Origin of the sequence: Flavobacterium sp. TMP13, from assembly GCF_050847115.1 — a bacterium.
Classification (GTDB): domain Bacteria; phylum Bacteroidota; class Bacteroidia; order Flavobacteriales; family Flavobacteriaceae; genus Flavobacterium.
The window spans coordinates 1,945,368-1,971,520 of sequence record NZ_CP193656.1 but is presented as its reverse complement, the minus strand read 5'-3'; the positions used below and the strand labels follow the sequence as shown (position 1 = coordinate 1,971,520).

The 26,153-nt window shown below is 35.3% G+C and carries 23 protein-coding genes, 1 tRNA gene and 1 pseudogene; 17 read left to right on the top strand and 8 right to left on the bottom strand.

Features of this window, described 5'->3' with window-relative positions:
* Positions 1-114 precede the first annotated feature (114 nt).
* A complete protein-coding gene (locus ACRASX_RS08640; protein WP_432220900.1) occupies positions 115-1,584 on the top strand; it encodes a potassium/proton antiporter in 1,470 nt (489 codons plus the stop codon).
* A gap of 81 nt (positions 1,585-1,665) precedes the next feature.
* Here ACRASX_RS08640 and ACRASX_RS08635 read toward each other — a convergent pair whose 3' ends face one another.
* Entirely contained in the window at positions 1,666-2,118 is a 453-nt protein-coding gene (locus tag ACRASX_RS08635; protein ID WP_432220899.1) for a DUF4442 domain-containing protein, read from the bottom strand.
* Between the two features lie 230 nt (positions 2,119-2,348).
* Between ACRASX_RS08635 and ACRASX_RS08630 the strand changes: the two genes are divergently transcribed.
* The 5 genes from ACRASX_RS08630 (at position 2,349) to ACRASX_RS08610 (ending at position 6,751) form a co-directional block, all read left to right on the top strand.
* A complete protein-coding gene (locus tag ACRASX_RS08630; protein WP_066307550.1) occupies positions 2,349-2,813 on the top strand; it encodes a DUF4870 domain-containing protein in 465 nt (154 codons plus the stop codon).
* 212 nt (positions 2,814-3,025) lie between these two features.
* Positions 3,026-3,355, top strand: coding sequence for a PadR family transcriptional regulator (locus ACRASX_RS08625; RefSeq protein WP_066307551.1), 330 nt, complete (start codon positions 3,026-3,028; stop codon positions 3,353-3,355).
* Positions 3,356-3,360: 5 nt separating this feature from the next.
* Positions 3,361-5,088 carry a PspC domain-containing protein gene (locus tag ACRASX_RS08620; protein ID WP_432220898.1) on the top strand — a complete coding sequence of 576 codons (1,728 nt, stop codon included), beginning with the start codon at positions 3,361-3,363 and terminating at the stop codon, positions 5,086-5,088.
* 2 nt (positions 5,089-5,090) lie between these two features.
* The gene (locus ACRASX_RS08615; protein WP_432220897.1) at positions 5,091-5,831 is read left to right on the top strand and encodes a head GIN domain-containing protein; all 741 of its coding nucleotides are present in this window, start codon (positions 5,091-5,093) and stop codon (positions 5,829-5,831) included.
* An 86-nt stretch (positions 5,832-5,917) separates the two neighbouring features.
* Positions 5,918-6,751 (top strand): GIN domain-containing protein, encoded by an 834-nt coding sequence (locus ACRASX_RS08610; protein ID WP_432220896.1) that lies wholly within the window; start codon positions 5,918-5,920, stop codon positions 6,749-6,751.
* Positions 6,752-6,828: 77 nt separating this feature from the next.
* Here ACRASX_RS08610 and trxB read toward each other — a convergent pair whose 3' ends face one another.
* Positions 6,829-7,776, bottom strand: a complete 948-nt coding sequence (gene trxB, locus ACRASX_RS08605) for a thioredoxin-disulfide reductase (RefSeq protein WP_432220895.1) — start codon at positions 7,774-7,776, stop codon at positions 6,829-6,831.
* 157 nt (positions 7,777-7,933) lie between these two features.
* Here trxB and ACRASX_RS08600 point away from each other — a divergent pair.
* Positions 7,934-8,008 (top strand) — tRNA-Pro (locus ACRASX_RS08600).
* A gap of 183 nt (positions 8,009-8,191) precedes the next feature.
* Here ACRASX_RS08600 and ACRASX_RS08595 read toward each other — a convergent pair.
* The 5 genes from ACRASX_RS08595 to ACRASX_RS08575 form a co-directional block, all read right to left on the bottom strand.
* Positions 8,192-8,896, bottom strand: coding sequence for a metal-dependent transcriptional regulator (locus ACRASX_RS08595; RefSeq protein WP_432220894.1), 705 nt, complete (start codon positions 8,894-8,896; stop codon positions 8,192-8,194).
* A gap of 119 nt (positions 8,897-9,015) precedes the next feature.
* Positions 9,016-10,245: a hypothetical protein gene (locus tag ACRASX_RS08590; RefSeq protein ID WP_432220893.1), complete on the bottom strand. Its 1,230-nt coding sequence runs from the start codon at positions 10,243-10,245 to the stop codon at positions 9,016-9,018.
* Positions 10,242-10,682 (bottom strand): ubiquinol-cytochrome c reductase iron-sulfur subunit, encoded by a 441-nt coding sequence (locus tag ACRASX_RS08585; RefSeq protein ID WP_432220892.1) that lies wholly within the window; start codon positions 10,680-10,682, stop codon positions 10,242-10,244. The genes ACRASX_RS08590 and ACRASX_RS08585 overlap by 4 nt, the downstream gene beginning before the upstream one ends.
* The gene (locus ACRASX_RS08580; RefSeq protein WP_432220891.1) at positions 10,683-11,876 is read right to left on the bottom strand and encodes a di-heme oxidoredictase family protein; all 1,194 of its coding nucleotides are present in this window, start codon (positions 11,874-11,876) and stop codon (positions 10,683-10,685) included. It lies immediately after the preceding gene.
* Positions 11,877-12,245: 369 nt separating this feature from the next.
* A complete protein-coding gene (locus ACRASX_RS08575; RefSeq protein WP_432223080.1) occupies positions 12,246-14,315 on the bottom strand; it encodes a M3 family metallopeptidase in 2,070 nt (689 codons plus the stop codon).
* Between the two features lie 275 nt (positions 14,316-14,590).
* Here ACRASX_RS08575 and trmD point away from each other — a divergent pair, with 275 nt between their 5' ends.
* The 7 genes from trmD to ACRASX_RS08540 all read left to right on the top strand — a co-directional run bounded on the left by trmD (position 14,591) and on the right by ACRASX_RS08540 (position 23,047).
* Entirely contained in the window at positions 14,591-15,268 is a 678-nt protein-coding gene (trmD, locus tag ACRASX_RS08570) for a tRNA (guanosine(37)-N1)-methyltransferase TrmD (protein ID WP_066307566.1), read from the top strand.
* A gap of 68 nt (positions 15,269-15,336) precedes the next feature.
* A complete protein-coding gene (locus tag ACRASX_RS08565) occupies positions 15,337-15,702 on the top strand; it encodes a hypothetical protein (protein WP_432220890.1) in 366 nt (121 codons plus the stop codon).
* Positions 15,703-15,934: 232 nt separating this feature from the next.
* A complete protein-coding gene (gene rplS, locus ACRASX_RS08560; RefSeq protein WP_066307570.1) occupies positions 15,935-16,285 on the top strand; it encodes a 50S ribosomal protein L19 in 351 nt (116 codons plus the stop codon).
* Between the two features lie 280 nt (positions 16,286-16,565).
* Positions 16,566-18,788 carry an NADP-dependent isocitrate dehydrogenase gene (locus tag ACRASX_RS08555; protein ID WP_432220889.1) on the top strand — a complete coding sequence of 741 codons (2,223 nt, stop codon included), beginning with the start codon at positions 16,566-16,568 and terminating at the stop codon, positions 18,786-18,788.
* Between the two features lie 141 nt (positions 18,789-18,929).
* Complete coding sequence (locus ACRASX_RS08550) at positions 18,930-21,311, top strand: TonB-dependent receptor (protein WP_432220888.1); 2,382 nt, start codon at positions 18,930-18,932, stop codon at positions 21,309-21,311.
* A gap of 30 nt (positions 21,312-21,341) precedes the next feature.
* On the top strand, positions 21,342-22,163 hold the full coding sequence (locus ACRASX_RS08545) for a DUF4249 family protein (RefSeq protein ID WP_066307575.1): 822 nt from the start codon (positions 21,342-21,344) through the stop codon (positions 22,161-22,163).
* Between the two features lie 221 nt (positions 22,164-22,384).
* Positions 22,385-23,047 (top strand): thiamine diphosphokinase, encoded by a 663-nt coding sequence (locus tag ACRASX_RS08540; RefSeq protein ID WP_432220887.1) that lies wholly within the window; start codon positions 22,385-22,387, stop codon positions 23,045-23,047.
* Positions 23,048-23,230: 183 nt separating this feature from the next.
* Here ACRASX_RS08540 and ACRASX_RS08535 read toward each other — a convergent pair whose 3' ends face one another.
* Positions 23,231-23,827: a hypothetical protein gene (locus ACRASX_RS08535; RefSeq protein WP_432220886.1), complete on the bottom strand. Its 597-nt coding sequence runs from the start codon at positions 23,825-23,827 to the stop codon at positions 23,231-23,233.
* A 458-nt stretch (positions 23,828-24,285) separates the two neighbouring features.
* Here ACRASX_RS08535 and ACRASX_RS08530 point away from each other — a divergent pair, with 458 nt between their 5' ends.
* The 3 genes and pseudogenes from ACRASX_RS08530 to ACRASX_RS08520 form a co-directional block, all read left to right on the top strand.
* Positions 24,286-25,230 (top strand): alpha/beta fold hydrolase, encoded by a 945-nt coding sequence (locus tag ACRASX_RS08530; protein ID WP_432220885.1) that lies wholly within the window; start codon positions 24,286-24,288, stop codon positions 25,228-25,230.
* Positions 25,231-25,563: 333 nt separating this feature from the next.
* Positions 25,564-25,698 (top strand): hypothetical protein, encoded by a 135-nt coding sequence (locus ACRASX_RS08525; RefSeq protein ID WP_432223079.1) that lies wholly within the window; start codon positions 25,564-25,566, stop codon positions 25,696-25,698.
* A 90-nt stretch (positions 25,699-25,788) separates the two neighbouring features.
* Positions 25,789-26,088: pseudogene (locus tag ACRASX_RS08520) on the top strand (type II toxin-antitoxin system RelE/ParE family toxin); the annotation flags it as partial.
* Positions 26,089-26,153 lie beyond the last annotated feature (65 nt).

Here is a 26,153-nt window from a genome sequence, read left to right as displayed (position 1 = left end):
TTTAAAGGATTCTGGAAATTAAAAATTTACTTTAATTTTCAGAATCCTACATTATTATGTAGTTAATTGATGCTTTTTGAAGTTTAAATTGGCCCACGTTGACTTAAAAAAATAATGAATTTAACAATTGAAAACATATTATTAGTTGGTTCACTACTATTGTTTGTGAGCGTTATTGTAGGTAAGACGTCATACAAATTTGGTGTACCAACATTACTACTATTTTTAGGTATCGGCATGTTAGCAGGAGCTGATGGAATTGCAGGTATCTATTTTGACGATCCTAAAATTGCGCAATTTATAGGCATCGTTTCCTTAAATTTTATTTTGTTCTCAGGTGGTCTTGACACCAGTTTTACTTCTGTAAAGCCAATTATTAGAGAGGGAATGGTGCTGTCCACTTTAGGGGTTCTGCTAACAGCTCTTTCACTTGGCACTTTTGTTTGGTTTGTAACCGACTTTACTATTCACGAGAGTATGTTATTGGGTTCGATCGTCTCATCTACAGATGCGGCGGCGGTATTTTCTATTTTACGATCTAAAAGTCTTGCTTTAAAAAACAACTTGAGACCTACTTTAGAACTCGAAAGCGGGAGTAATGACCCCATGGCATACGTTTTAACTATTGCTTTTTTAACATTAGTCGTGCATCAAGACAAAAGCATTTTATCTATTATTCCGCTATTTTTACAACAGATGATTTTGGGTGGTATTTTGGGCTTTGCTTTTGGTAAGATTAGTAAATTAATAATTAACAAAATAAAACTTGACTTCGAAGGATTGTATCCCGTATTGGTTATTGCATTAATGTTTATCACTTTTTCTGCTACCGATTTTATAGGAGGAAACGGCTTCTTAGCTATTTATATTTGTGCAGTTTACTTAGGTAATCAAGAACTGATACACAAAAAAACGATTCTCAAAATGTACGATGGTTTGGCGTGGCTCATGCAAATTGTACTGTTTCTAACGTTAGGTTTACTTGTTTTTCCTTCGCAAGTTTTCCCATATATGGGCATCGGACTTCTTATTTCTGTATTTCTTATTATTGTCGCCCGACCTTTAAGCGTTTTTATAAGTTTGATGTTTTTTAAGATGGAACTGCGACGTCGATTTTACATTTCGTGGGTGGGTTTGCGCGGCGCCGTTCCGATCGTTTTTGCTACTTATCCTCTCTTAGCGGGAATTGACAAAGCGAACATGATTTTTAATATTGTATTTTTTATTTCGGTTACGTCTATTATTATTCAAGGAACTACCTTATCTATCGTGGCCAAATGGCTGAATGTGGCACTACCCGAAAAAGAAAAACCGATATCAGAAAATGACAAATTTATCTTAGACCTTCCAAAATCGGCCATGCAAGAATTTGTTATTTTGCCTAACTTCTATGCGATCAACAAACGAATTGTAGATCTCAATTTTCCTCATTCTGCTTTTATTGTAATGGTAAAACGAGATGGCGTTTACATTCGTCCAGGCGGCTCTACCGAAATTAAGGAGAATGATCTTTTAATGATTATCGCAGACAATCAAGACGATTTTGAACAAGTAAATGATACGCTTAAAAGACTCTTCGTCTAGCAAAAATTTAAGATAAACCTCTATTTATAAAAAATGTCTCGAAACAATCGAGGCATTTTTTATTTGGTACGCTATTGTAGTTTATTTCACTCTTACACTCCACTCAAATTCCATTTCAGAAACTTGTACGCCTCGTTCATTAGTTCCTATAGATTTCATCCAAAAGGTCTGTCCTAGACCAGTAGCAATAGTATCTTCGATTGCTTTTGTGATTAAGGCTCCATCATTGCACACAAAGTTAATACGGCCGGTAGCTTTTTTAGAAAAATTGCTTTTGTTATTCGCAACCAACATCGAAATTTTCTTTCCGCTCTGCTGAATTTGAGCAATAACCATTGCACCTGTAGACAACTCGGCGGCCATAGCTTGAACCGCAAAGTACATCGAGTTGAACGGGTTTTGATTGATCCAGCGGTGCTTTACCGATACTACACATTTTTCTTCGCTAATTGATTTGACACGAACACCACAGATAAATGCAGATGGTAATTTTAAAAAAACAAATTGATTGAGTTTGGATACGCTAAGCTTCATAATTTTAAAATTTATTTTTGGCTATTCAAATAGAAAATTACTGTTGCTGAACTACTCTATTTGTTGGAATTTGCGCTAAGATAATCAAAAATACTATGCAAGCATATTATTTTTGATTGTTAATTTTTTGTTAATTTTAGGTACTATGCAAAACAAGATACTGTCCTTTAGCTATATATTTGCATAAGAAATTACTAGGTCAATCATTTTAATCAATCATCAATCAAATCATGGAAACATCAAATTTTAAAAACACAGCAACTTTTACGCACTTAAGCACTCTAAGTCAATACTTTATTCCGTTTGGCAATTACATCTTTCCAATAATTATCTGGACTACAAACAAGGAAAAATCTGAGTTTGTAAATCATCACGGCAAGCAAACCTTGAATTTTCAATTGAGTTTATTGCTATATTCTTTAGTTTTAGCACTCGTTGCAATTCCGATTTTCTTTACCTTAATTTTTAGAAATCTGCCTATTAGCGCTGTAATTGAGGATGAAGCTTTTATTTTTAACAATTTTAATAATTTCAATTTTTCTGATAATATTGGATTATTAAGCATCGGAGTTTTGGCTCTTTTTTTATTTTGCTTGTTAAAAATAGTCGAATTCTATTTGGTCATCTATGCTTCGATCAAAGCGTCAAATGGAGAATGGTACAAGTATCCAATGACTATCAATTTCTTAAAATAAACAGTGCCCTAGCCCCGATAAAAGCGGCATCCTTTTTTGCCTTTCTTTAAGGCGAAAAAGATACAGCAGATAGCGGGAATAGCTACTAAAACTGATTATCATAAAATCAATGGCAATGAAAATTTAAAAAATCAATCAGCATACCAATCCATATATCATCAATCATCAATCAAAAAACGAATTGTTCCATCTAAAAAAAACACAATGAAATTATGAATATTGAAAACACAAAAGCACAGATGCGCAAAGGTGTTCTTGAGTTCTGCATCTTATCGGTTCTAAAAGAAAAAGACGCATACACCTCTGAAATATTAGACTCTTTGAAAAACGCAAAATTATTGGTCGTAGAGGGCACTGTTTACCCACTTTTGACTCGCCTGAAAAACGATGGCTTACTGAGCTACCGTTGGGAGGAATCAAGTTCTGGGCCTCCAAGAAAATATTACGCACTAACCGAAACTGGACAAATTTTTTTAACTGAATTAAATAGCACTTGGACCGAACTGTCTGATGCTGTAAACCTTATAACCAACCAAAAATAATAGTCATGAACAAAACAGTAAATATAAACTTAGGAGGCATGTTTTTTCATATCGATGAAGATGCGTACTTGAAATTAACGCGTTATTTTGATGCAATTAAACGTTCGTTGAACAACTCTTCGGGGCAAGATGAAATCATCAAAGACATTGAAATGCGTGTGTCGGAGCTATTGTCTGAAAAACAACAAACAGAAAAACACGTTGTAGGACTACCTGATGTAGATGCGGTCATTGCCGTAATGGGACAACCAGAAGACTATATTATTGAGGATGATTATGAGCCTAATCAGCAAAATAATTACAGTAAAACAAAAGGTAAAAAATTATACCGTGACACCGAGAAAGGAATGATTGGTGGTGTAGCAACTGGATTAGGTCATTATTTTGGCATTGACGCCGTTTGGTTAAAGGTTATGTTTTTGATCTTTGTATTTGCAGGTTTTGGCACAGGAATTATTGCTTACATCGTTTTATGGGCAGTTACTCCAGCTGCTATTACTACTTCTGAAAAATTAGAAATGGACGGCGAACCTGTTACTATTTCTAATATTGAGCGAAAAGTTAGAGAAGAGATTGACAATTTATCTGCGAAATTTAAAAATGCTGATTACGATAAAATGGGCGATCAGGTAAAGTACGGAGCCGAAAGATTTGGTACTAGTTTAGGAGATGTTATCATTAGAATCTTTAAAATATTTGCAAAATTATTAGGTATTTTATTAGTGATAACTGGTATCTCTACATTAATCTCATTATTTGTAGGTGTATTTACCTTGGGTACTAATATTTTTGTTGAATTTCCGTGGCAACGTTTTGTCGAAGCTGGAAACTTTACAGACTATCCAATTTGGTCTTTTGGACTACTAATGCTTTTTGCAGTTGGAATTCCGTTTTTCTTCTTGACCATATTAGGATTTAAATTAATTTCTCCTAACTCAAAAACAATCGGTAACATTGTTAAATATACTCTACTTGCCGTTTGGATTATTGCTGTCGCTTTGCTAATTAGCATTGGCATTAAACAATCAACCGAAGTTTCATTTGAAAATAAGTCGGCCAAAAAAGAAGTACTGAATGTATTGCCAACTGACACTTTATTTGTCAAATTTAAATACAACGATTATTACAGTAAAGACATCAGTCACAATACCGACTTTGAATTTGTTCAGGATTCTGCAGGTACTGCTTTAATTTACTCGAACGACGTTCATTTTCATGTTTTGTACACCGATGCAAAAGCACCGTATTTACAAGTAGAGAAAAATGCTCGTGGCAAATCGTTTGCTGATGCCCGCGAAAGAGCACAAAAAATTATGTATAAAACAAAGGTTGTAGGCAATCAAATTATTTTAGACAACTACTTTGTTACCGATGTTAAGAACAAATTTAGAGATCAAGAAGTTAATGTATACTTATATGTGCCTGAAGGGCAACTATTAAAACCAGACGCCTCGATACAGGATTACGATCGTTCGGATGATGAGTTTTTTAACTTGCATTACAGCGGTGACAATTACATCTATAAAGTGTTCAACCACAAAATAAAATGTTTAAACTGTCCGAAAGAAGAAAATGAATACAATGATGTAGACAACACTGAAGATTTTGATATTGATACCGATACCGTTAATAAAGTTTCGGTGCAGATCAACGGCAAAGAAGTGGTAAAATTCAGCAAATCATCTGGCAATTTATCCAAAGACAAAAACGGAATGATAATTAAAATTAACTAATCATGATCAAGCTAATCATTTACATAACCAAATTAATTCTTGTTACAATTACTGCATTGCTTTTTGCTTCGTGTAATTTTGGAGGGAATTCAAACTCGATTGAAGGAAGCGGAAACGTAACTACTCAAAACCGCACTGTTACCGAAAAATTCACAAAGATAGAAGTGCAAAACGCTATTGATTTGGTAATCGAACAAAGTGATTCTTCGTCTATAGTTGTTGAAGCAGATGATAATCTAATTGATAAAATAACAACTAAAATTGAAAATGGAACCTTAGTTATAGAATGCGATTTTAATTCATTTAGAAATAGCATTACTAAAAAAGTGACAGTAAAAATGCCGGTGATTCACGAAATTGAATCTTCGAGCGCTGCTACTGTTCGAAGCACCACGATCTTAAAAAGTACACATCTGAAACTAGACGCTTCGAGCGCATCTGAAATGAATATCAGCGTTGAATCGGACAAAGTTTCCGTAAGCACTAGTAGCGGAAGTACTATTAATGTCGAAGGAATGGCATTGGAAGTAGAAGCAGATGCCTCCAGTGGCTCAGTAATTAATGCGCAAAACCTAGAAGCAAATGATGTAAATGCCGACGCCAGTAGCGGTGCCTCGATAAGTGTGCATCCTATAGCTTCGTTAAAGGCTGAAGCCAGCAGTGGAGCAGGAATTAGTTACAATAAAATTCCGAAAACCATGGAAAAAAAATCTAACTCTGGTGGTTCTATTACTCAAAAATAAAACAATCAATTGTTAAAATAGATCAAAATCATTCATCAAAAGTGGATGATTTTTCTATATTTGCCCAAACCATAAGCCTAAATTTAATGAAAAAATATACCGCATTACTGCTTTTACTTTTAGTTACAACGCTTACTTTTGGTCAACGAAAAGAACGTTTAAAAGGTTCTAAAACCGTTACGGTAGAACAAAGAGAAATAGGTGAATTTACGAGTGTTGCTGTAGAAGACAACATCGAGATTTATTTAGAAAAAGGAACTAAGAATGAAATAAAAATTGAAGCAGATGATAATTTGCATGAGATTATTAGTTTAGAACTGCGTGACAAACACCTTCGTATTTATACCGCAAAAGATGCTCGAATTTTTAAAAAATTAGTCGTTCGCATAACCTACACTAAAGATTTAATTTCGGTGACAGCAAAACATGACGCTTCGGTCTTTGCCATCCAAGAACTATCCTTAGAGGATATTACGATACAAGCGACCGATTATGCTAAATTATATTTGAATGTAAATTCGAAAAAATTCGCACTAATTGCAGATGATAAGACAAAAACAGAACTGAATTTAAAAAGTGAACAAGGTAGTATTCAGTTAAGCAAAAATGCAGACGTCAAAGCTTTGGTTTCCTCCACAGACTTTAAGTGTGATTTATACCAAAAAGCGACTGCTGCAATTGAAGGTGAGGTAACAAACGGAACTATTCGGCTAGATAACAACTCGGTTTTTACGGGAAATAAATTAACTATTAAAAATGTTAACTTATCTGCTGAAAATTATACCAGCTGCTTAATTTTTGCCGAAGAAACTATTAAAATTTCTGCAGCTGACGAAGCTGAAATTTTTCTTTTCGGAAAGGCAAAAGTAGAAATAACTCGTTTTGAAAATGAGGCTAAACTTTTTAAGAAATCAAAATAGGCTGAACATCATTCACTTCTATCCATAAAAAAAACCAACTGAAAAAGTTGGTTTTTTTATGCTTAATTTTGATAAACTTATTCTTTTGCAGCCAAATAACGCTCTGCATCCAGAGCGGCCATGCAACCCGTTCCCGCGGCAGTAATGGCTTGACGGTATACATGATCTGCGGCATCACCTCCTACAAAAACACCTTCAATATTTGTTTTAGAAGTTCCTGGCGTATTAATTATATATCCTGTTTCGTCAAGATTTAAATAATCTTTAAAAATATCGGTATTTGGTTTATGACCAATTGCTACGAAGAAACCAGTTGCAGGAATATCGTACGTTTCGCCGTTGTTTTTATTCAATACTCTAACACCTTCTACTACTTGTTCGTCTCCTAATACTTCTAGCGTATCGTGATTCAATAAAATTTCGATGTTGTCTGTTTTGCGTACGCGCTCTTCCATGATTTTAGAAGCTCTAAATTTTTCGCTACGCACTAACATAGTTACTTTCTTGCACAATTTTGATAAGTAATGTGCTTCTTCACAAGCAGAATCTCCTGCTCCTACAATAACAACTTCTTGATTTCTATAGAAAAAACCATCACAAACGGCACAAGCAGAAACGCCACCACCCATTTGTAAATAATGTTGTTCTGAAGCCAATCCTAAATATTTAGCGGTAGCTCCTGTAGAGATAATTACTGTTTCGCAGTGCAATTCGATCGCATCGTTAATCCATACTTTATGTATGTCTCCAGAGAAATCAACTTTAGTAGCCCAACCATCACGCACATCAGTACCAAAACGTTGTGCTTGCTCTTGCAACTGCACCATCATTTCTGGACCGGTGATTCCTATTGGATTACCTGGCCAGTTTTCAACTTCGTTTGTAGTTGTCAATTGACCACCTGGTTGCATTCCTTGGTATAAAACTGGATTCATATTTGCTCTAGCCGCATATATTGCCGCAGTATATCCCGCTGGACCAGAACCAATAATTAAACATTTAATTTTTTCGATTGTATCTGACATAGTAAATGGTATTTCAATTTTTGATTTACAAATGTAGTTTTTTTAATAAAAATTCGTCATATATAAACATCACTTTTACCTATTTTAAAATAATTAGTCTCTATTTCAAAATAAGCTTTGGTAAACTAAAAATTAGTTTTATATTTGCACCCGATTACGGGGTGTAGCGTAGCCCGGTTATCGCGCCTGCTTTGGGAGCAGGAGGCCGCAGGTTCGAATCCTGCCACCCCGACGAAACCTTCTTGAGCAATCAAGAAGGTTTTTTTATGCGCTTAAAAATCTATTTGGTTTTGAGAATCTTCCTTTTAAATTTTATCTTAAAAAAAATCTTTAGTCATACAACGTAAAGCCGTACGTTTAGACCTATCGTTGCTACTATTTTAAATAATACTTAAGTAAATAGAGTATAAAATATTTAATTGGGATCTACATGTACAAATATTTTTTGAGCAATTTCTTTGGATAATATATAAGTCTGATTATTCTCGATTTTGATCTCGATTGAACTGTTGTAAGTGACAATGCAGAGAATCGTAATTTGCGCACCTATTTGTAAATTTAGTTTTCCTATATATTCAAGAAAGGAGTTAGATGTTTCTCGATAACCAAACACAGTTGCCTTTTGTCCGACTTTTAAATCATAAATCTCTAAACAACTGGTGGCTGGTAATTCTCCTAAAAGATCTGGTATTACTTCACCTTGCAGATCATACGTTGGGTTTCCTAAAAAAACAGCTAATTTTTCGATCAATTGCGTTGACGTTAAACTTTGTAACTTGCTGGCCATTTCATTCACTTGCTCCCAATCCAGGGCTAATTTTTCATACAGGAACAATTCCCACAATCGATTTCTTCTAATAATTTGAAGCGCTTCTTTCAATCCGTTCTCAGACAAGCGGCAGCCGAAATGCTTGTCGTAGACTACCATTTGTTTAATTGATAATTTTTTAATCATAGCAGTCACAGACGAAGCTCTGTTGTTGAGCACTGCTGCCAAAATTTTTGTTGTTATATTATGATGCTTTCCATCATCAAAAAGATAGATCTGCCTTAGATATTCCTGTTCCGCTGGAGATAAAATGTGGGTCGTAGAAGTACTTATTTCTTCGATTTTTTTCATGGCTTCTTTGCACTAAATGAGTCGAATGTTGAGAATATTAAATTGATAAAAGAGACATCGTGAAAATAATTTCACAATGTCTCTTTCGGAATAGTATAAAAAAAATTAGCGTTCTGCTATTAAAAATAAGATGAAAGTCCTAATATAAATCCGCCCGTATTTTCTGGTGGATTGCCTAAGATATCGCGCTGTTTTAATATTTTATAATTCAGTCTCAAAACAGTTTGAGAATTGGGTCTAAAACTTACTGCGGGCATAATATTCCAAAGATCGTCGCCAATATTGCCGCCAGTTTCTCTAAATTTCCCCCAATTGAAATCAACATATTCCAATCGGCAACCTACGTTTAATACTGCATCTTTCCAGCCTAAAATATTTTGTTTCAGAACAGGTTGCACCACGTCTACAAATCCACCTCTTTGCTTGTTTCCAAACTGCTGGCTGTACGTTTCTGGAACATCAACAAATACCCAAGCAAATTCTCCAGTTATAAATGTATCCGTCCACTTTAGCGTCGTATTGAAATCGACAGCAGCTACTTTTACCTTTCTTTTATCATCTAAAATAAGTCCGTCGTCTTCAAAATTATTATAAGTATGACCCATATAAGATATTCCAATTTCACCTATTTTTGAATTCTTCAAGGCTAGCTTTGCTGTTACTAATGGTTTTCCACTCGCACTTTCCTCAAAACGCTCTTTGTTTTCTTTGGCAGAAGGAAGTGACGTTCGGTTCAATTCATTTGCTATGATTGAATCATCAAAACCACTGGTCAAATAAAACTCGTAACCAAAAGACCAATCTTTTTGATAGTATTTTCCATAGACTCCAAAACCAGCATTACTCCAAGTATCGGGTAACATTTGCTCGGCAAAAATTGGTCGGTCTGTAAATTCCCATTTAGGACCATCGTGATTTTGATTGAAGGCACCAATTGGGTTCACAATCATCCCGCCTCGAAGGTTAATTAAAGGATGTAATTCTATATCGATGGCGGCAAATTCGACCTCGATTGAACTTTCGCCAGGTTCAAATTCGATTTCAGACAAAAATTTGATTCGATTGGATATTGTGGAAGAAATAAACAAAGACAGTCGTCTAAACTGAAATTGACTTCCTTCGGTAACGCCATCTGTCCCTAAGTGTTGGTAATTTGCTTCTACATATCCGCCAAGTGCGATAGGCAATCTATTGGACTGAAAGGAAGGTCGCGTATAAATGGCATCCATATTCATGGACGTTCTTGAGGTGTCTGCAGGCACTTGTCTTAATAAACTGCTGTCTATTTGTGCATTTGAATATTGAAAACTGATCAGGACAATTAATAGTGAGAGTAATTTGGTTCTCATTTAAGTGAAATTTTTAGTTGGTTATTATTGATCGTTACAGGAAACGATCGCAAAGGGTCGGTTGCTGGCCCGCTTGTCGCATCACCATGGTTGTCGAATTCGCTACCGTGCGCAGGGCATTGCATTTTATCGCCAAAAACCTGTAGTTCTGCACCTTGGTGCGTGCATTCCATCAAAAGTGCACTATACGTATTTTCGTTTATGCGATACACGCATATTGGAAATTTGAGTTGTTCATGAGCAACAATTACATATTTCTTAAATTTGTTCTCGGTCCCTTTATTGACAAATTCGGCAGCATCAATTACTAGGTCTGATCCTGAAATTGATCCTTGCAATAATTGTGAACTTGTGCTGCAACTTTGTAAAAAAGTAAAAGCTAAACCTGCTCCAAAGCAGCTCATGCAGCTTTTTGTTATAAAATTTCGTCTGTCCATTTATAAACTTTTAAGAAAAGTGATTAATTTTCTTTTTTCTTCTGCCGTTAGATTTTCGTATTTGTTTTTTGAACTTGTACCTTCTCCTCCGTGCAATAAAATTGCTTCTTCAATACTTTTTGCTCTTCCGTCGTGCATCAGATAAAATTGTCCACCTTGCGAATCAGGAGCCAAGCCCAATCCCCATAATGGCGGTGTTCTCCACTCGCCTGGCAATGCAGATCCTTCGGTGTAACCATCGTTGAGTGCTTCACCCATATCATGCACCAATAAATCAGTGTACGGATAAAATTCTTTGAATGAAAGTGCACCTATTGGCGAATAGCCAGTTTTTAAAGCAGGTTTATGACAATCTACACAACCTATCGAAGCAAATGTTTTTTTACCTGCGACTACATCGGGCGCATTTTGATCTCTTTGAATTGGTGCTTTGAGCGTTTGTAAATAAAAGACAACATCATGAATCTCATTATTTGAAATTTCGGGATCTAAATCTTGTAAAGTGTACACATCGCTTGGATCAAAACTTGAGGTAATTCCCATATCTTGATTGTAGGCAAAAACCGTTTGGTGAAATAAATCGTAAGCAGCGCCTTTTTTTCCAAAACGACTGATGTACCTGTCCCCTTTTTTAGCACTTCCTTTTCTTGGCGTTACATATGACGGAATAGCAGCCCAGTTGGGATGTCCGCGCACACCATTTGGATTGTTAAGATTCGCTGCTTCCATCGCTAAAATATCAGCTTCACTTACGAGTTCTAAGTAACCGAGTCCAGTAGTAATGGGCGGTGTAAATCTGGAAAACGGTGCACCTGCCGGAATTACTTCTGGCTTATAACCGGGCAAAGCTCTATTTTGAAGTTGTGGTCCGTGGTCAAATTCGTTTGATCCTAAACTATCATTGATGCCGAATCTGGTTAAAGTAGTAAATGGATGTCCTTTTCCGTCGCCGGCGTGACAGGAACCACAGCTCGTGGCCACAAATAGTGGTCCTAAACCAGTAGCTTCGGTAAAAATTCTGTCATTAAAAGCAACATCTCCTGCCAAGTGTCTTCGTGCTTCGGCAAATGTCAAGCCTTCTATTGGGCCATCAAGTAACTGATATTCTTCGGGCGCAGACGGTTCAAGCTCAACACAAGAATTAAGAACGAGTAAAGAGCAAAGTCCGAATAGGCGATAAAAGTAAGTTTTCATCAAATAAGTAATTTATTAAATTTAAATTTTGGCTAAATTAAAACTATTTTACTTATAAGCAAAAAATAATTATTAGTCTTGTCTAATAATTATTTTAAGGAAAGAATGTTTGATTGAAAATTCACCTTTTCATTACCCGAAATTTAAGTTCCACTCTTATTGTAGCCCGGATCGAAATAAAAAGCCCACAGCGCCAAGAAATAATTTTGCTTGTTGTAAAAAAGCGACCAACGGAAGCTCTTATTACAACTTTAGCAAAATACTTTGGGGCGCGAGGACTTGAAATGGAGTGCCGGAAATAGCTTCTAAAAAAAAATGACACTCGATTGCTCGAATGTCATTTTTTAAAATTATAATTTATTGTTGTTTCTAAAAACCTTCGTTGTCTAAATATGGTTTTACTTGCATTTCGTGACCTACGAAGTCTTGAAACGCTTGGTTTAAATCGACACTGTTTCCTACCGATAAAATGTACTTTCTAAAACGTTCTCCGTTTTCACGAGTCATTCCGCCATTGGCTCTAATCCAGTCATAGGCGTTGTAATCTAACGTTTTTGACCAAGTGTACGCGTAATATCCTGCTGAATATCCTCCACTGAAAATGTGAGCAAAATAAGGGCTATGGTAGCGTGTTGGCACTTCCTTCACTAATAAACCGTATTTTTTTAGCGCTTCATCTTCAAATACTAAAGTGGGCTTAAAATCAGCTTCGTTAGTTACGCTATGCCACGCCATATCTAAGGTTGACGCTGCCAACAACTCGGTTACGTTGTACCCCGAATTAAACGTTTCTGACTTTTTAATTTTATCGATAAGCTCCTGTGGAATTACCTTTTTAGTTTGGTAATGTACTGCGTAGTTTTTAAGAACAGTTGGATCTAAAGCAGCATGCTCGTTGATTTGCGATGGAAATTCGACAAAATCTCTTGCTACGTTAGTTCCTGAAAGAGTAACATAGTTTTGGTTGGCAAAAAGGCCGTGCAAGGTATGTCCGAACTCATGAAACATAGTTGTAACATCGTCAAAACTAATTAAAGAAGGGTTTTCTCCCACGGGTTTTGCAAAGTTATAAACGTTTACAATTACTGGTTTTTGTTTTAAATAATGCGATTGATCCACGAAATTACTCATCCAAGCACCACCATTTTTATTGTCGCGAGTGTAAAAGTCCAGATAGTAAATTGCTATCGACTTTCCGTCGTTGTCAAAAACCTCATAAACCACTACATCTGGATGATATACTGGAAGATCTTTACGCTCTTTAAACGTGATCCCGTACATTTGCTTTGCAGCAAAAAACACGCCTTTTTCTAAAACTGTTTTGATTTCAAAATACGGTTTAATTTCATTTTCGTCTAGATCGTATTTTGCTTTACGCACTTGTTCGGCATAAAAATTCCAATCCCAAGGCTCCAACTTAAAACCTCCTTTTTGTTCGTCTATAATGGCTTGAATCTCGATTGCTTCTTCCTTTGCTTTGGCGACAGCTGGAGTGGCAATTTCTGCTAGAAGTTTCATTGCAGCTTCGGGAGTTTTTGCCATTTGATCTTGAATCTTCCATTCGGCAAAACTCTTTTTACCCATTAATTGCGCTTTTTGCAAACGCAAACGGACCATTTTTTCTAATGTCTCTCTCGTATCTCCATCGTCATTTTTCTCAGCACGTGACCAAGAGGCTTTGAATATTTTTTCGCGAGAAGCTCTGTTCGTCAAATTTTGCAATACCGGTTGTTGTGTGGTATTTTGCAAACCTATCATGTATTTTCCTTGATGACCTGTTTCGGTCGCTTGCGCTTTGGCAGCTTCAATTTCTTGAGGGCTTAAGCCGTCTAAATCTTTTGGCGAGTCAAATACAACTGCTCCATTTTTACGAGCTACTAACAATTTATTTCCGTAAACAGTACTTAAAGTCGCCAGTTCACCATTGATAACTTTCATTTTCTCTTTATCCGCTTCTGATAAACTAGCACCAGCCAACTCGAATTTCTCCAAATAAACTTCGGTTAATTTTTTATCTTCTCCCTTTAACGTTTTTAAATCGATCGCTTTAAAGCGTTTGTACAACTTGCTGTTTAAATAAATTTTATCGTTATGCGCTGCAAAAATTGGCGCATACTCTTCATCTAACTGTTGTAAAACATCGTTGGTATTGGAACCGGTCATGTTGTAAAAAACAGTGGCGGCACGCGTTAAGTCTACTCCGCTTAACTCTAAAGCCAATACGGTGTTTTGAAATGTTGGCTTTGCTGAATTGTTAGCAATTTTAGCAACTTCTTCATCATGTTTTTTAAAACCGAACTCAAATGCTGGTTTAAAATGCTCGTTTTTTATTAAGTTAAAAACGGGTGCTTGATAGTGCAGCGTACTTCTTTGCAACAAAGGATTAGTCATCGTTGTCTTATTTTGTGCAGAACTGCTCTGATTAGAAAGTGTTACCATCAAAATTACGGCGGTACATTCTCGAACTCCTCGAAAAGATAATTGCATAGTTTAGTCTAATTTAAATTTGATTATAAATATACCTTAAAAAAGGATAATGCAACAAATTGATACTGTTAAAATAATTCTTTAAGAAATTCGCAACAATTAACACTCAATTTTTTGTAAATCATAATTACAGTAGAATTCTCGAATAACCACAGCTACTTTTGTTTGAGTTGCAGTTATAACTACTCCAATTAATAATAGTAACTTTGCAGACTAGATTTTTTAAAATGCGAATTGATATAATTACCCTTTTACCCGAATTATTGCGTAGCCCATTTGAGGCTTCTATTATGAAAAGAGCCATCGACAAAGGATTGGTTGAAGTTCATTTTCATAACTTACGGGAGTACACAACCAATAAACAAAAAAGTGTCGACGACTACCAATTTGGTGGTGGTGCTGGAATGGTCATGATGGTTCAACCTATTGATGCTTGTATTACGCATTTAAAAAGTGAACGAGAGTACGACGAAATTATTTATATGTCACCAGATGGGGAAACCTTGAATCAGAAAATGGCAAACAAAATGTCGATGCTCGAAAACATTATTATTTTGTGTGGCCATTACAAAGGAGTAGATCAAAGAGTTCGAGATCACTTTATTACTAAAGAAATTTCGATTGGCGATTATGTACTTTCAGGCGGAGAATTAGGCGCTTTGGTTTTATCAGACGCTTTAATTCGATTGATCCCAGGAGTTTTGAGCGATGAAACTTCGGCATTAACCGATAGTTTTCAAGACAATTTGCTTTCAGGACCGATATACACTCGTCCAGCCGATTATAAAGGATGGAAAGTTCCAGAGGTTTTAACGAGCGGTCACTTTGCAAAAATTGAAAAATGGCGTGAAGATAAAGCATACGAACATACAAAAAACCGCAGACCTGACTTATTAGAGGATTAATATTTCTTATATTTATACTAGATAATTAAAATTGCTCACGCAATTCTAACCTTAAAAAGTATAAAATCATGAGAGAATTAATTTTTAAAGTATGCCTATTAGTTACGTTTTTAATAACCTCTGCCTCATTTGCACAAGACCTAAATAAAACATCATTATTATCAGGCCTTAATAACACAGAAGGTATCGAATTAAGTAAAACAGAAAAAAGCAGTTTCGAAAAAGCGAACAACGAGTTAGTTTCTAATTTAATAGCTATGGACAAAAAAGAACGGTCTAAAAGCGAAAGAGACAAAGAAATTGAGCATCTTTTTGACCAAAGAGATAAAAACTTATCAGCGTCTTTGGGGCTGAACAAGTATAGCGATATCAAATCAAAAACGGATCTGAGCATTCAACAAGATAAAGAAAAGCTTAAATTGACTAAACTATAGCCTTAATTTAGGATGATCAATAAATCAAAAGAGCTTTTAGCAGTAAAAGCTCTTTTTTTATTTCCGTATCATATTTAACTTCCTAAAAAACAGCAAACTAAAGAAGCAGTAATTTTTAAATAAAATGAATGCTATTTTAAGATTTTTCATTACATTTGCACCCAAATTTAGACTAACCTCTGGCGAAGTACGTGTATGTTGCTCTAAGGCAAAACCATTATTATAAGATATTATGGCAGATTTAATGAAATTCGTTCAAACCGAATTAGTTGCTAAAAAAGATTTCCCTGTTTTCGGAGCTGGTGATACTATCACAGTTTACTACGAAATTAAAGAGGGTGAAAAAACAAGAACTCAGTTTTTTAAAGGAGTTGTTATTCAAAGAAGAGGTTCTGGTAACACAGAAACTTTTACTATTCGTAAAATGTCAGGTGCAATTGGAGTTGAGCGTATCTTCCCAGTGAACTTACCAGCTTTACAAAAAGTTGAAATCAACAAAAAAGGTGCAGTTCGTAGAGCTAGAATTTTCTACTTTAGAGAACTTACTGGTAAAAAAGCTAAGATTAGAGATAAAAGAAGATAATCTATTATCTAATTGTTATAAAAAAACTCGTTTCATGTCATTTGAAACGAGTTTTTTTTTGTGCCACATTTTAAAACTGGCAAAACCGTAATTTTTTAATACCAAAATAATCGATTTGACAATTAACGATCTTCAAAATAGCAATTTGATAAATTAAGAATTCAATCAAAAAACTACACCGATTTCGGACTGTTTTTCTTATATTTGCGAAGCTCCTTTCGAGCCGAATATATGTTTTACATCGCTACTCTTTAGCGGTACGATTATAAAAATAAAAAAAATGACAAAGAATTCGAAAATTGTTTACACCTTAACAGATGAGGCGCCATTGTTAGCGACCTATTCTTTTTTACCAATCGTTCAAGAATTTACTGCAACAGCTGGAATCGCTATTGAAACACGAGACATCTCTTTGGCAGCACGTATTTTGGCTACTTTTCCTGAAGTTTTAACCACCGAGCAAAAAGTGGTAGATGCTTTAGCAGAATTAGGTCAATTAGCAACGAAAGCAGAAGCAAATATTATAAAATTACCCAACGTTTCGGCTTCGGTACCACAGTTGAAAGCTGCAATTTCAGAATTGCAATCTCATGGATATACAATTCCGAATTTTCCAGAAGATCCGCAAAATGATGCTGAGACAGCTATAAAAGCTAAATATTCAAAAGTATTAGGCTCTGCTGTTAATCCTGTTTTACGCGAAGGCAACTCTGATCGTAGAGCACCAAGAGCCGTTAAAAACTTTGCAAAAAAGAACCCACATAAAATGGGTGCTTGGTCTGCAGATTCAAAAACACACGTTGCATCAATGTCGGAAGGTGACTTTTACGGAAGTGAAAAATCACTTACAGTTGCTGAATCAAATGATGTGAAAATCGAATTCGTGGCTAAAGACGGATCAACAACTGTCTTAAAAGAAAGTACTCCGCTAAAAGCAGGTGAGATCATTGACAGTTCTGTGATGAATATCGCTGCTCTAAAAACGTTTGTTGCCAAAACAATTGCTGAAGCAAAAAAAGAGAACGTTTTACTTTCAGTTCACTTAAAAGCAACAATGATGAAAGTTTCTGACCCAATCATTTTTGGAGCAATCGTTGAAGTTTTCTTCAAAGACGTTTTTGCTAAGTACACTGATTTATTCAAAAAATTAAACATCGATACCCGCAACGGTTTAGGAGACGTTTATGCTAAAATAAAAGACCAACCTGAACAAGCTGAAGTAGAAGCTGCTCTAACGCAAGCGATCGAAAACGGACCTGCTTTGGCAATGGTAAATTCTGACAAAGGAATTACGAACTTACACGTTCCTTCTGATGTAATTGTGGATGCCTCTATGCCCGCTATGATCCGTACTTCTGGACAGATGTACAATAAAGAAGGCAACCAACAAGATACAATTGCTATGATTCCAGACCGCGCTTACGCTGGAATTTATACGGCAACTATCGACTTCTGCAAAAAACACGGTGCTTTTGATCCAACTACAATGGGAAGTGTTCCTAACGTAGGTTTGATGGCACAAAAAGCAGAAGAATACGGTTCTCATGATAAAACTTTTCAATTACATGCTGACGGAGTGGTTCGTGTAGTAGATAAAGACGGAAAAGTTTTAATGGAACAAACAGTTGAAGCCAATGATATTTTTAGAATGTGTCAAGCAAAAGACGCTCCTATTCAAGACTGGGTTAAACTAGCGGTAAATAGAGCGCGTTTGTCTGACACTCCTGCTGTATTTTGGCTGGATGAAAACAGAGCACACGATAAAGAATTAATCAAAAAGGTAAATACATACCTAAAAGATTACGATACTACTGGTTTAGATATTCGAATTTTAAATCCGGTTGCTGCAACTGAATTTACTTTGGAACGAATCATTAAAGGTGAAGACACCATTTCGGTAAGTGGAAACGTATTGCGTGATTACTTAACTGATTTATTTCCTATTTTAGAAGTAGGTACATCAGCAAAAATGCTATCGATCGTTCCTTTGATGAACGGTGGAGGATTGTTTGAAACAGGCGCTGGTGGATCTGCACCAAAACATGTAGAGCAATTTACACAAGAAGGATATTTGCGTTGGGATTCTCTTGGAGAGTTTCTTGCTTTAGGTGCTTCTTTGGAGCATTTAGGTCAAACACAAGACAACAGCAAAGCAATTGTTTTGGCAGAAACATTAGATGAAGCGAATGACAAATTTTTAGCTAACGATAAGTCACCAGCTCGTAAAGTGGGACAAATAGACAACAGAGGTTCTCATTTTTATTTAGCACTGTACTGGGCAGAAGCTTTGGCAGCACAAACTAACGATGCAGAATTAGCAGCAACATTTGCACCTGTAGCTAAAGAATTATTAGCAAACGAAGATAAAATTAATGCAGAGTTAATTGGAGCGCAAGGTAAACCTCAAAATATTGGTGGTTATTACCAACCTAATTCCGAATTGCTTACTAAAGCAATGCGTCCGAGTGCGACTTTTAATACTATTATTTCCGAAATCGCTTAATTTCGATTTGTACTACTTACTTAAAAAAAAGGCAACTCGTACGGGTTGCCTTTTTTTATGCATTTTAGAAAACATTAACGCTTGTTGGTTAAATTTTCTGACCATTTCTATAGATATTTGCTCCTAAGCAATAAATAACCAATGGCCCTCAAACAAAAATTTTTTCTCCTACTTTTATTCCTAAGTAGCTTATTTTCTTACGCTCAAGAAAAATATACTTTAAACGGAACTATTAGTGACTCCAAAAACAACGAAACTTTAATTGGGGTAAATATTTATTTTCCAGACCTCAAAATCGGAACCACAACGAATGAGTACGGGTTCTACTCTGTCACCGTTCCTGCGGGCCAACAAAATCTAGAAATTAGTTACATTGGCTACCAAACCATTGTTCAAAATATTGTGATCTCCAAAAGCACCAAACTTAATCTTTCCTTAAAAGAAGGAGGAGAACAGTTAAATGAAGTAGTAATTACAGACAATCGCGGTCGTGCCAATACTCGAACTCCAGAGATGAGCGTGAATAAAATGTCAATTTCGACCATCAAAAAAATGCCTGTGGTGTTGGGAGAAGTAGACGTTATTAAATCTATTTTACTATTGCCTGGCGTGACCAATGCGGGCGAAGGTGCTTCTGGATTTAATGTTCGCGGCGGTGGAGCTGATCAAAACTTAATTTTATTAGATGAAGCGACCATTTTTAATTCGTCTCATGTTTTCGGATTTTTCTCGGTTTTTAATCCCGATGCGATTAAAGATTTAAAATTATATAAAGGAGGAATTCCAGCACGCTATGGCGGAAGAGCTTCTTCTGTTTTAGATATTTATCAGAAGGATGGAAACAGCAAGGATTTTCATATGACTGGCGGAATTGGCTTAATTTCTAGTCGCCTATTGCTTGAAGGCCCAATTGTAAAAGACAAAGGTTCTTTCTTGATTGGCGGAAGAACTTCTTATGCCCATTTGTTTTTAAAGCTAAGCGAAGAAAACAAAGATAATTCGGCTTATTTTTATGATTTAAATATGAAAATAAGCTACAAACTAAACGACAATAATAACCTGTATGTTTCTGGTTATTTTGGTCGCGACGTGTTTAGTTTGAATAAAAGTTTCACTAATACGTATGGCAATTCAACATTAAATTTACGTTGGAATCATTTGTTTTCTGATAAATTATTTTCGAATCTATCCGTCATTTACAGTGATTATTACTATGGATTAGATCTGAAATTCGTAGGTTTCAAATGGGATTCAGGCATTAAGAATTACAACATCAAATACGATTTCAAGCATTATATTTCAGAGAAATTTAAACTGAATTATGGCGTTAATGGTATTTATTATGATTTTAATCCGGGGACGATAAAACCAACAGACGAAAGCTCTGGAATCAATTCGAATCAATTGGATAAAAAATATGCTTTTGAGCCTTCTTTATACCTGGAAGCAGAAAGCAAATTGACGAAAAAACTATCGCTTGCTTATGGTTTGCGCTACAGCTTGTTTTACCGATTGGGTTCGTCAACCGTAAATTATTACCAAGACAATAATCCTGTAACTTTTAATCCGAATTTACAGATTTACCAAAAAGCAATACCGACAAGTACAAAATATTTTGATACAAATAAAGTCATTAAGAGTTTTGATAATTTTGAACCTCGATTTTCAATTGGCTACCAAATCAATGAGGATCAAGCGGTAAAAGCCAGCTACAACCGAATGATACAGTATTTACAATTGGTTTCTAACACGTCCTCTCCTACTCCATTAGACATCTGGACACCAAGTGATACTTATATTAAACCACAAATTGCCGATCAAGTGGCTGTTGGTTATTTTAAGAATATTAAAAACGGTGATTACTCAATTGAAGTCGAGAGTTTTTATAAAAAGATTCAAAACCGATTGGATTATATTGATGGGGCCAACTTAATTGCCAATGACGCCATTGAGCAAGTAATTCTGAATGGCCGAATGCGTTCCTATGGACTAGAATTGATGTTGAAGAAAAACGAAGGAAAACTGAATGGATGGATCTCCTACACCTTGTCCAGATCAGAACAGCAAACGCCTGGAAGAACGTTAGAAGAGACCGGGATTAATAATGGAAAATGGTATACGTCTGCGTATGATAAAACACATAATTTAGCAGTAACTACCTCATATAATTTAAACAAGAAGTGGGATTTTGGAGCGAGTTTCATCGTACAATCAGGACAACCTGTTACCTATCCTAATGGAAAATATGAGTATTTAGGCATCAGCGTTCCTAGTTATGGCTTGCGAAATGACAATCGTTTACCGACTTTCCATCACTTGGATTTGTCGGCGACTTTAACACCAAGCAAGAATAAAGATAGAAATTGGAAAGGCGAATGGGTCTTTAGTATTTATAACGTGTACAACCGAATGAATGCCGCTTCCATTAGTTTTGGACAAAATGAAGACACAGGTTCGAATGAGGCAGTAAAACTTTCAATTTTCGGAATCGTTCCTGCTGTGACTTACAATTTCAAATTCTAAAAATAAGGTTCTCCTAGAAAAAAATACAACATGAAAAACATAGCTCTTTTAGCAACACTCCTCCTTACTTTCTTCGTTTCTAGTTGCGAAAATATAATTGATTTAGAATTGGACAAAGCGCCACCAAAACTTGTCGTTGAAGCAGCGATTAATTGGAGCAAAGGTACTCTTGGAAATCAACAAATTATCAAGTTAACTACCACTTCGGGATTTTATGATCAAGACATTCCTGTAGTTTCTGGCGCAACAGTTTATATTAGCAATAGTAGTAAGGTCCGTTTTGATTTTATTGAATTGCAAACTACAGGAAAGTACAGTTGTACTGATTTTATACCAGTACTAGACGAAACGTACACACTCACCATAATAACGAACGGAGAAACCTACAATGCCACAGAAAAACTAAAATCGGTCGCACCCATTACGCGTTTGGAACAAGACAATGAAGGTGGTATTTTAGGAACCGAGGTCGAAGTAAAAGCATTTTATACTGATCCTGCGGCAGCGGATAATTATTACTTGTTTTTGTATACTTACTCCAATAAAGTAATCTCGAACTATTTTGTTTCTAGTGATAAATTTTATCAAGGCAACGAAGTTTTTAGTTCTTCTAACAATGGAGATTTAGAAATTGGTGACGAAGTGGAGCTAAAACACATCGGAATTTCTAAAGAATACTATGAATACATGTCTATTTTGATCAATGTTGCTGGCGGAAGCTCTGGTGGACCATTTCAATCGCCACCCGCTACCGTAAGAGGAAATTTGATCAACAAAACCAATTTTGACAATTTTGCTTTGGGCTACTTTTCTTTAAGCGAAACTGATTCTCGAAAATATACGATAGAATAAAAATCACTACAACCACGAATTGAATTTAAAAAAAAACTGCTTAGCAAGTTCATCCAGATGAATTTCATTGCTTTTATAATTTCTGACTTGTGAAGTATTTTTATGTCTTTCAAAAAATACATTAAATTTAGTTGAAGCAGAATTTTATTCGATTGAAGGATTTCTACTGAAGGAACTTAAAGGCTGCTTTTTATCTAAATTTGCACTCAAACTTAATCATTATGTCATCACATCATATTGTTCGCGACGATCAAGAACCTGCTTTAATTATAGCCAATGGCGCCGCATGTAATTCTGAATTATTAGGACAATTATTAGAATGGTCTCCTTTGGTCATTGTACTCGATTCGGCCATGGAACGCGTGATGGAATTGGGAATAAAAGTCGATGTTTTGTTGGGTGACTTCGATCGTGGTTTTGACCCAGAAATCTATAAGACTAAACAATATCCAATTGAAATTGTACACACGCCCAACCAAGACAAAACCGATTTAGAAAAAGCATTTGATTACCTCATTGATCGAAAAATACCTGCAGCCAACGTAATTTGGGCAACAGGCAAACGCGCCGATCACACCATAACGAACGTAACCAATATTGTACGCTACCGTGATTTATTAAAAATTGTAATTCTAGACGATCATTCTAAAATATTTTTGTTGCCGCAGAAGTTCGAAAAATGGTATACCGCCAATACTCCAATTTCATTAATTCCAATTGGAGAAGTAAGCGGATTACAATCTATCAATTTAATTTACCCCTTACAAAACGATACACTCACTATGGGATACCGCACCGGAAGCAGCAATAGTGTTGCCAATGATGGTTTAGTCACCATCACTCATACCAAAGGTGATTTATTATTGATGGAATGTTTTGATTAAGCATTTAGAATTACATTAATTTTTAATAAAAGGTTTAGGAAAGCAAATAGCAAGTAAAAAAATCACAATTTGAAGTTTACAGGAAAAAATAATAACCATAAATCCTCTTTGCAGACTCTATGATAAAACAAAGCCCTTTACAGTAAAGGGCTTTGTTTATTTACTAAAATAAGTAATAACCAGTTATTCTTTTACTAATATAATGGTTGCTTTATAACCTGTACCTACATTCCATTGACTACCAAAAATAACAGCGCCTTGATCGTCGTACACTTGAAATTCGGCTGTATTAGGTGCAGCAAATCCTTCGTTCAAAGCTTCAAAATCTATTTTATTTGTGCCCGGAACTAAGTTTATTTTAAATCCACCAAATTCACTATCCAGATCAACTTCTGGCTCAATAACCTTGTCGTTCAAGTACACTTTTATCTTGTCACCATCTACAAAAGCTGCGTCACGGTAGCGAATTGTGGAAGTAAATGATTTGGTAGCAAAACTTCCTAAATATTGGTTGCGTCTGTAAAAAACACCTTCGCTATTCGACTCTTTTTTGTAAAGCGCACTATCACTAAATAGTTCTTCCGGATTAATTTCGATCGGATTTGGCTTTGCAACCACTGCTGGCGGATTTACTTTTGGTGCGCTTTCGGCAGGTGGAATTTCCTTTTTAATTTTAGATTCCTTTGGTGGAACTGCTTTAAACTTCGACTTATTTATTTCTTGTGCAAAACCTTGCAAAGAAATACTACTCATAACCATCAAAAAAAATATCTTTTTCATACGCTTTAAATTATTTATAAACATCTCGCAACTGCGCAAAAAAAACGCAATAATACCTCATCATAAAACTATAATTTTCCTGAATTATTGTATGTAAAGTCTTAAAAGCTGACATCCTTCGAATGTAAAATCCAAAGAATTACAAATATCACTTAAGATCTTAAGGAGCTAATCCCGCTTTCACCTATATCTTTTTGGCCCAATTATCATTGGCACAAAAAGGATACCGGCTCTATCGGGGCTAATAGGTTAATAATAGTCGAGAAAAACGGTAGTATAATCTCGCTTTTATTTACTTTTGAAATACTTATAAAAAGCCCTTACATTTCTTCTAAAACTTTTTTTACATAGTATTGTTCAGTAAGAACTGCTCCGCTCAATGCAAAATTAGAAAAAGCTCCAAGTGAAAACAGTTGGCATGATCTTAAACCACAATAAAAACGCAGACCTAGACACTAATGAAAAAAATTGCCTCTTACTTTCTATTGATATTGATAGTTATTTGTCTATTAATTGTTTCTATGATGCGCTCGGATATTCCGGTACAAGAATTAAAAACAAAGTACACCAATGAACATTCTAAATTTATAAAAATTAACGGAATGCAAGTCCATTATACCGATGAAGGTCAAGGAACACCACTGATACTTCTGCACGGAATTGGATCTTCTTTAAACACTTGGGACGGTTGGGAAGAGGAACTTAAAGCTAATTTCCGAATTATTCGGTTGGATTTACCTGGTTTTGCTTTAACAGGTCCGAACCCAACGCATGAGTATTCAATTGAGTTCTATGTTTCTTTTATGAAATCTTTTTTGGATGCGCTTACTATTGATGCTTGTTATATGACAGGAAGTTCATTAGGAGGATACATTACTTGGAACGTTGCTTCAGCGCATCCCAACTTGGTAAAAAAGATGATTTTGATCGATGCTGCGGGTTATCCTTTTACCAACGACACCACTCCATTTGTATTTAAAGTAGCTCAAACTCCGATCGCTCCTTTATTTAAAAATACTACTCCTCGCTTTCTAATTGCTCATATTCTTAAGCAAGTTTACGGCGATGATTCTAAAATCACGGATACCGTTATCGACAGATACTACGATTATGCTAGAGGTGAAGGAAACAGAGCTGCATTTTTAGATGTTGTAAAAAGTCTCCAATTTACGCAGTATCAAAAGATAAAAAATATTAAAACGCCTACATTACTATTATGGGGCGCAAAAGACACGTGGATAGAACCCCAATTAGGCAAGCGATTCCATCAAGATTTACCAAATTCAAAATTGATTATGTATCCAGGTGTTGGACATATTCCGATGGAGGAACTACCGAAGCAAACGGCCGCAGATGCACAGCTCTTTCTTCTGGGAACTTCGAGTAACGCAAACAGCAATTAACAGGAACAGTCTATCATATAAATAATTGTCCGTAAATATCCATTACGAAATAAAAATAAATTTTGATTAAAAGTAACGTGCTTTTTAACTTACTTTTAAAAGTAGTAATCACGGAAACCTTTGTTCTTAATTGCGTTTTATTATCTTTCAATACCGTTCAAAGTCAGTATTTTCAAAATTAGAAAACCAGATATCGCAGGCGCAATTGGTAGCCATAACTTTTGCGCTAAAAAACATAAAAATTGAATTTAGTCCTAATTATTAATATAGATGGTAAAAAAAATTATGGTACGAAATACATCAATATTATTGGGAGACCATTTTTAAAAATTTATCAATGAACAAATTTCTAGAGGAAAACATAGTTATTTAAGTGAAGTTGCGAGAACCACTTTAGCGTTTTTCGAACAAAAAGAAACAAAAGCTCAAATGTTAATAAATGAACTAAATGAAAGAGTCTTAAAATAAACAATTTTGACCGAAATAAAAATCTATGAATACTAAAATCTAATTTTCAAAAACAATCTTCTAGTATATAATTGGTAAAAGGCATTAGACGATAGTAATAGCATTTGGATTTATACGGCAGAAAATTGGCCTATTGAAAAAGCTGATAGATACGACAACTTAATTATTGACCTAATTGAATATACCGTCCGTAATTTAGATGTGGCTCGCGATATCATAAAAATTAGAAAATCATATAAATATTCAAGAGTAAAATCAAATTTAGTTTTCTTTAAAATAGATAAAATTAATAAAATTGAAGTAGCTAAATTTTTACATGAAAGAATGGATATTAAAAACAGATTGTCCGAATACATAGAAGAGCTACTGCTAATGTCCATTACAAAATAAATCTGATTTTAGTAGAATAAACGGTCATTATCATGCATTCGTGTACCAGAAAACACTTTGCTCTA

Excerpts from the sequence above, each read along its gene's own strand:
- ACRASX_RS08640 (WP_432220900.1), top strand. The coding sequence starts at position 115 with ATGAATTTAACAATTGAAAACATATTATTAGTTGGTTCACTACTATTG.
- ACRASX_RS08635 (WP_432220899.1), bottom strand. The coding sequence starts at position 2,118 with ATGAAGCTTAGCGTATCCAAACTCAATCAATTTGTTTTTTTAAAATTA.
- ACRASX_RS08630 (WP_066307550.1), top strand. The coding sequence starts at position 2,349 with ATGGAAACATCAAATTTTAAAAACACAGCAACTTTTACGCACTTAAGC.
- ACRASX_RS08625 (WP_066307551.1), top strand. The coding sequence starts at position 3,026 with ATGAATATTGAAAACACAAAAGCACAGATGCGCAAAGGTGTTCTTGAG.
- ACRASX_RS08620 (WP_432220898.1), top strand. The coding sequence starts at position 3,361 with ATGAACAAAACAGTAAATATAAACTTAGGAGGCATGTTTTTTCATATC.
- ACRASX_RS08615 (WP_432220897.1), top strand. The coding sequence starts at position 5,091 with ATGATCAAGCTAATCATTTACATAACCAAATTAATTCTTGTTACAATT.
- ACRASX_RS08610 (WP_432220896.1), top strand. The coding sequence starts at position 5,918 with ATGAAAAAATATACCGCATTACTGCTTTTACTTTTAGTTACAACGCTT.
- trxB (WP_432220895.1), bottom strand. The coding sequence starts at position 7,776 with ATGTCAGATACAATCGAAAAAATTAAATGTTTAATTATTGGTTCTGGT.
- ACRASX_RS08595 (WP_432220894.1), bottom strand. The coding sequence starts at position 8,896 with ATGAAAAAAATCGAAGAAATAAGTACTTCTACGACCCACATTTTATCT.
- ACRASX_RS08590 (WP_432220893.1), bottom strand. The coding sequence starts at position 10,245 with ATGAGAACCAAATTACTCTCACTATTAATTGTCCTGATCAGTTTTCAA.
- ACRASX_RS08585 (WP_432220892.1), bottom strand. The coding sequence starts at position 10,682 with ATGGACAGACGAAATTTTATAACAAAAAGCTGCATGAGCTGCTTTGGA.
- ACRASX_RS08580 (WP_432220891.1), bottom strand. The coding sequence starts at position 11,876 with ATGAAAACTTACTTTTATCGCCTATTCGGACTTTGCTCTTTACTCGTT.
- ACRASX_RS08575 (WP_432223080.1), bottom strand. The coding sequence starts at position 14,315 with ATGGTAACACTTTCTAATCAGAGCAGTTCTGCACAAAATAAGACAACG.
- trmD (WP_066307566.1), top strand. The coding sequence starts at position 14,591 with ATGCGAATTGATATAATTACCCTTTTACCCGAATTATTGCGTAGCCCA.
- ACRASX_RS08565 (WP_432220890.1), top strand. The coding sequence starts at position 15,337 with ATGAGAGAATTAATTTTTAAAGTATGCCTATTAGTTACGTTTTTAATA.
- rplS (WP_066307570.1), top strand. The coding sequence starts at position 15,935 with ATGGCAGATTTAATGAAATTCGTTCAAACCGAATTAGTTGCTAAAAAA.
- ACRASX_RS08555 (WP_432220889.1), top strand. The coding sequence starts at position 16,566 with ATGACAAAGAATTCGAAAATTGTTTACACCTTAACAGATGAGGCGCCA.
- ACRASX_RS08550 (WP_432220888.1), top strand. The coding sequence starts at position 18,930 with ATGGCCCTCAAACAAAAATTTTTTCTCCTACTTTTATTCCTAAGTAGC.
- ACRASX_RS08545 (WP_066307575.1), top strand. The coding sequence starts at position 21,342 with ATGAAAAACATAGCTCTTTTAGCAACACTCCTCCTTACTTTCTTCGTT.
- ACRASX_RS08540 (WP_432220887.1), top strand. The coding sequence starts at position 22,385 with ATGTCATCACATCATATTGTTCGCGACGATCAAGAACCTGCTTTAATT.
- ACRASX_RS08535 (WP_432220886.1), bottom strand. The coding sequence starts at position 23,827 with ATGAAAAAGATATTTTTTTTGATGGTTATGAGTAGTATTTCTTTGCAA.
- ACRASX_RS08530 (WP_432220885.1), top strand. The coding sequence starts at position 24,286 with ATGAAAAAAATTGCCTCTTACTTTCTATTGATATTGATAGTTATTTGT.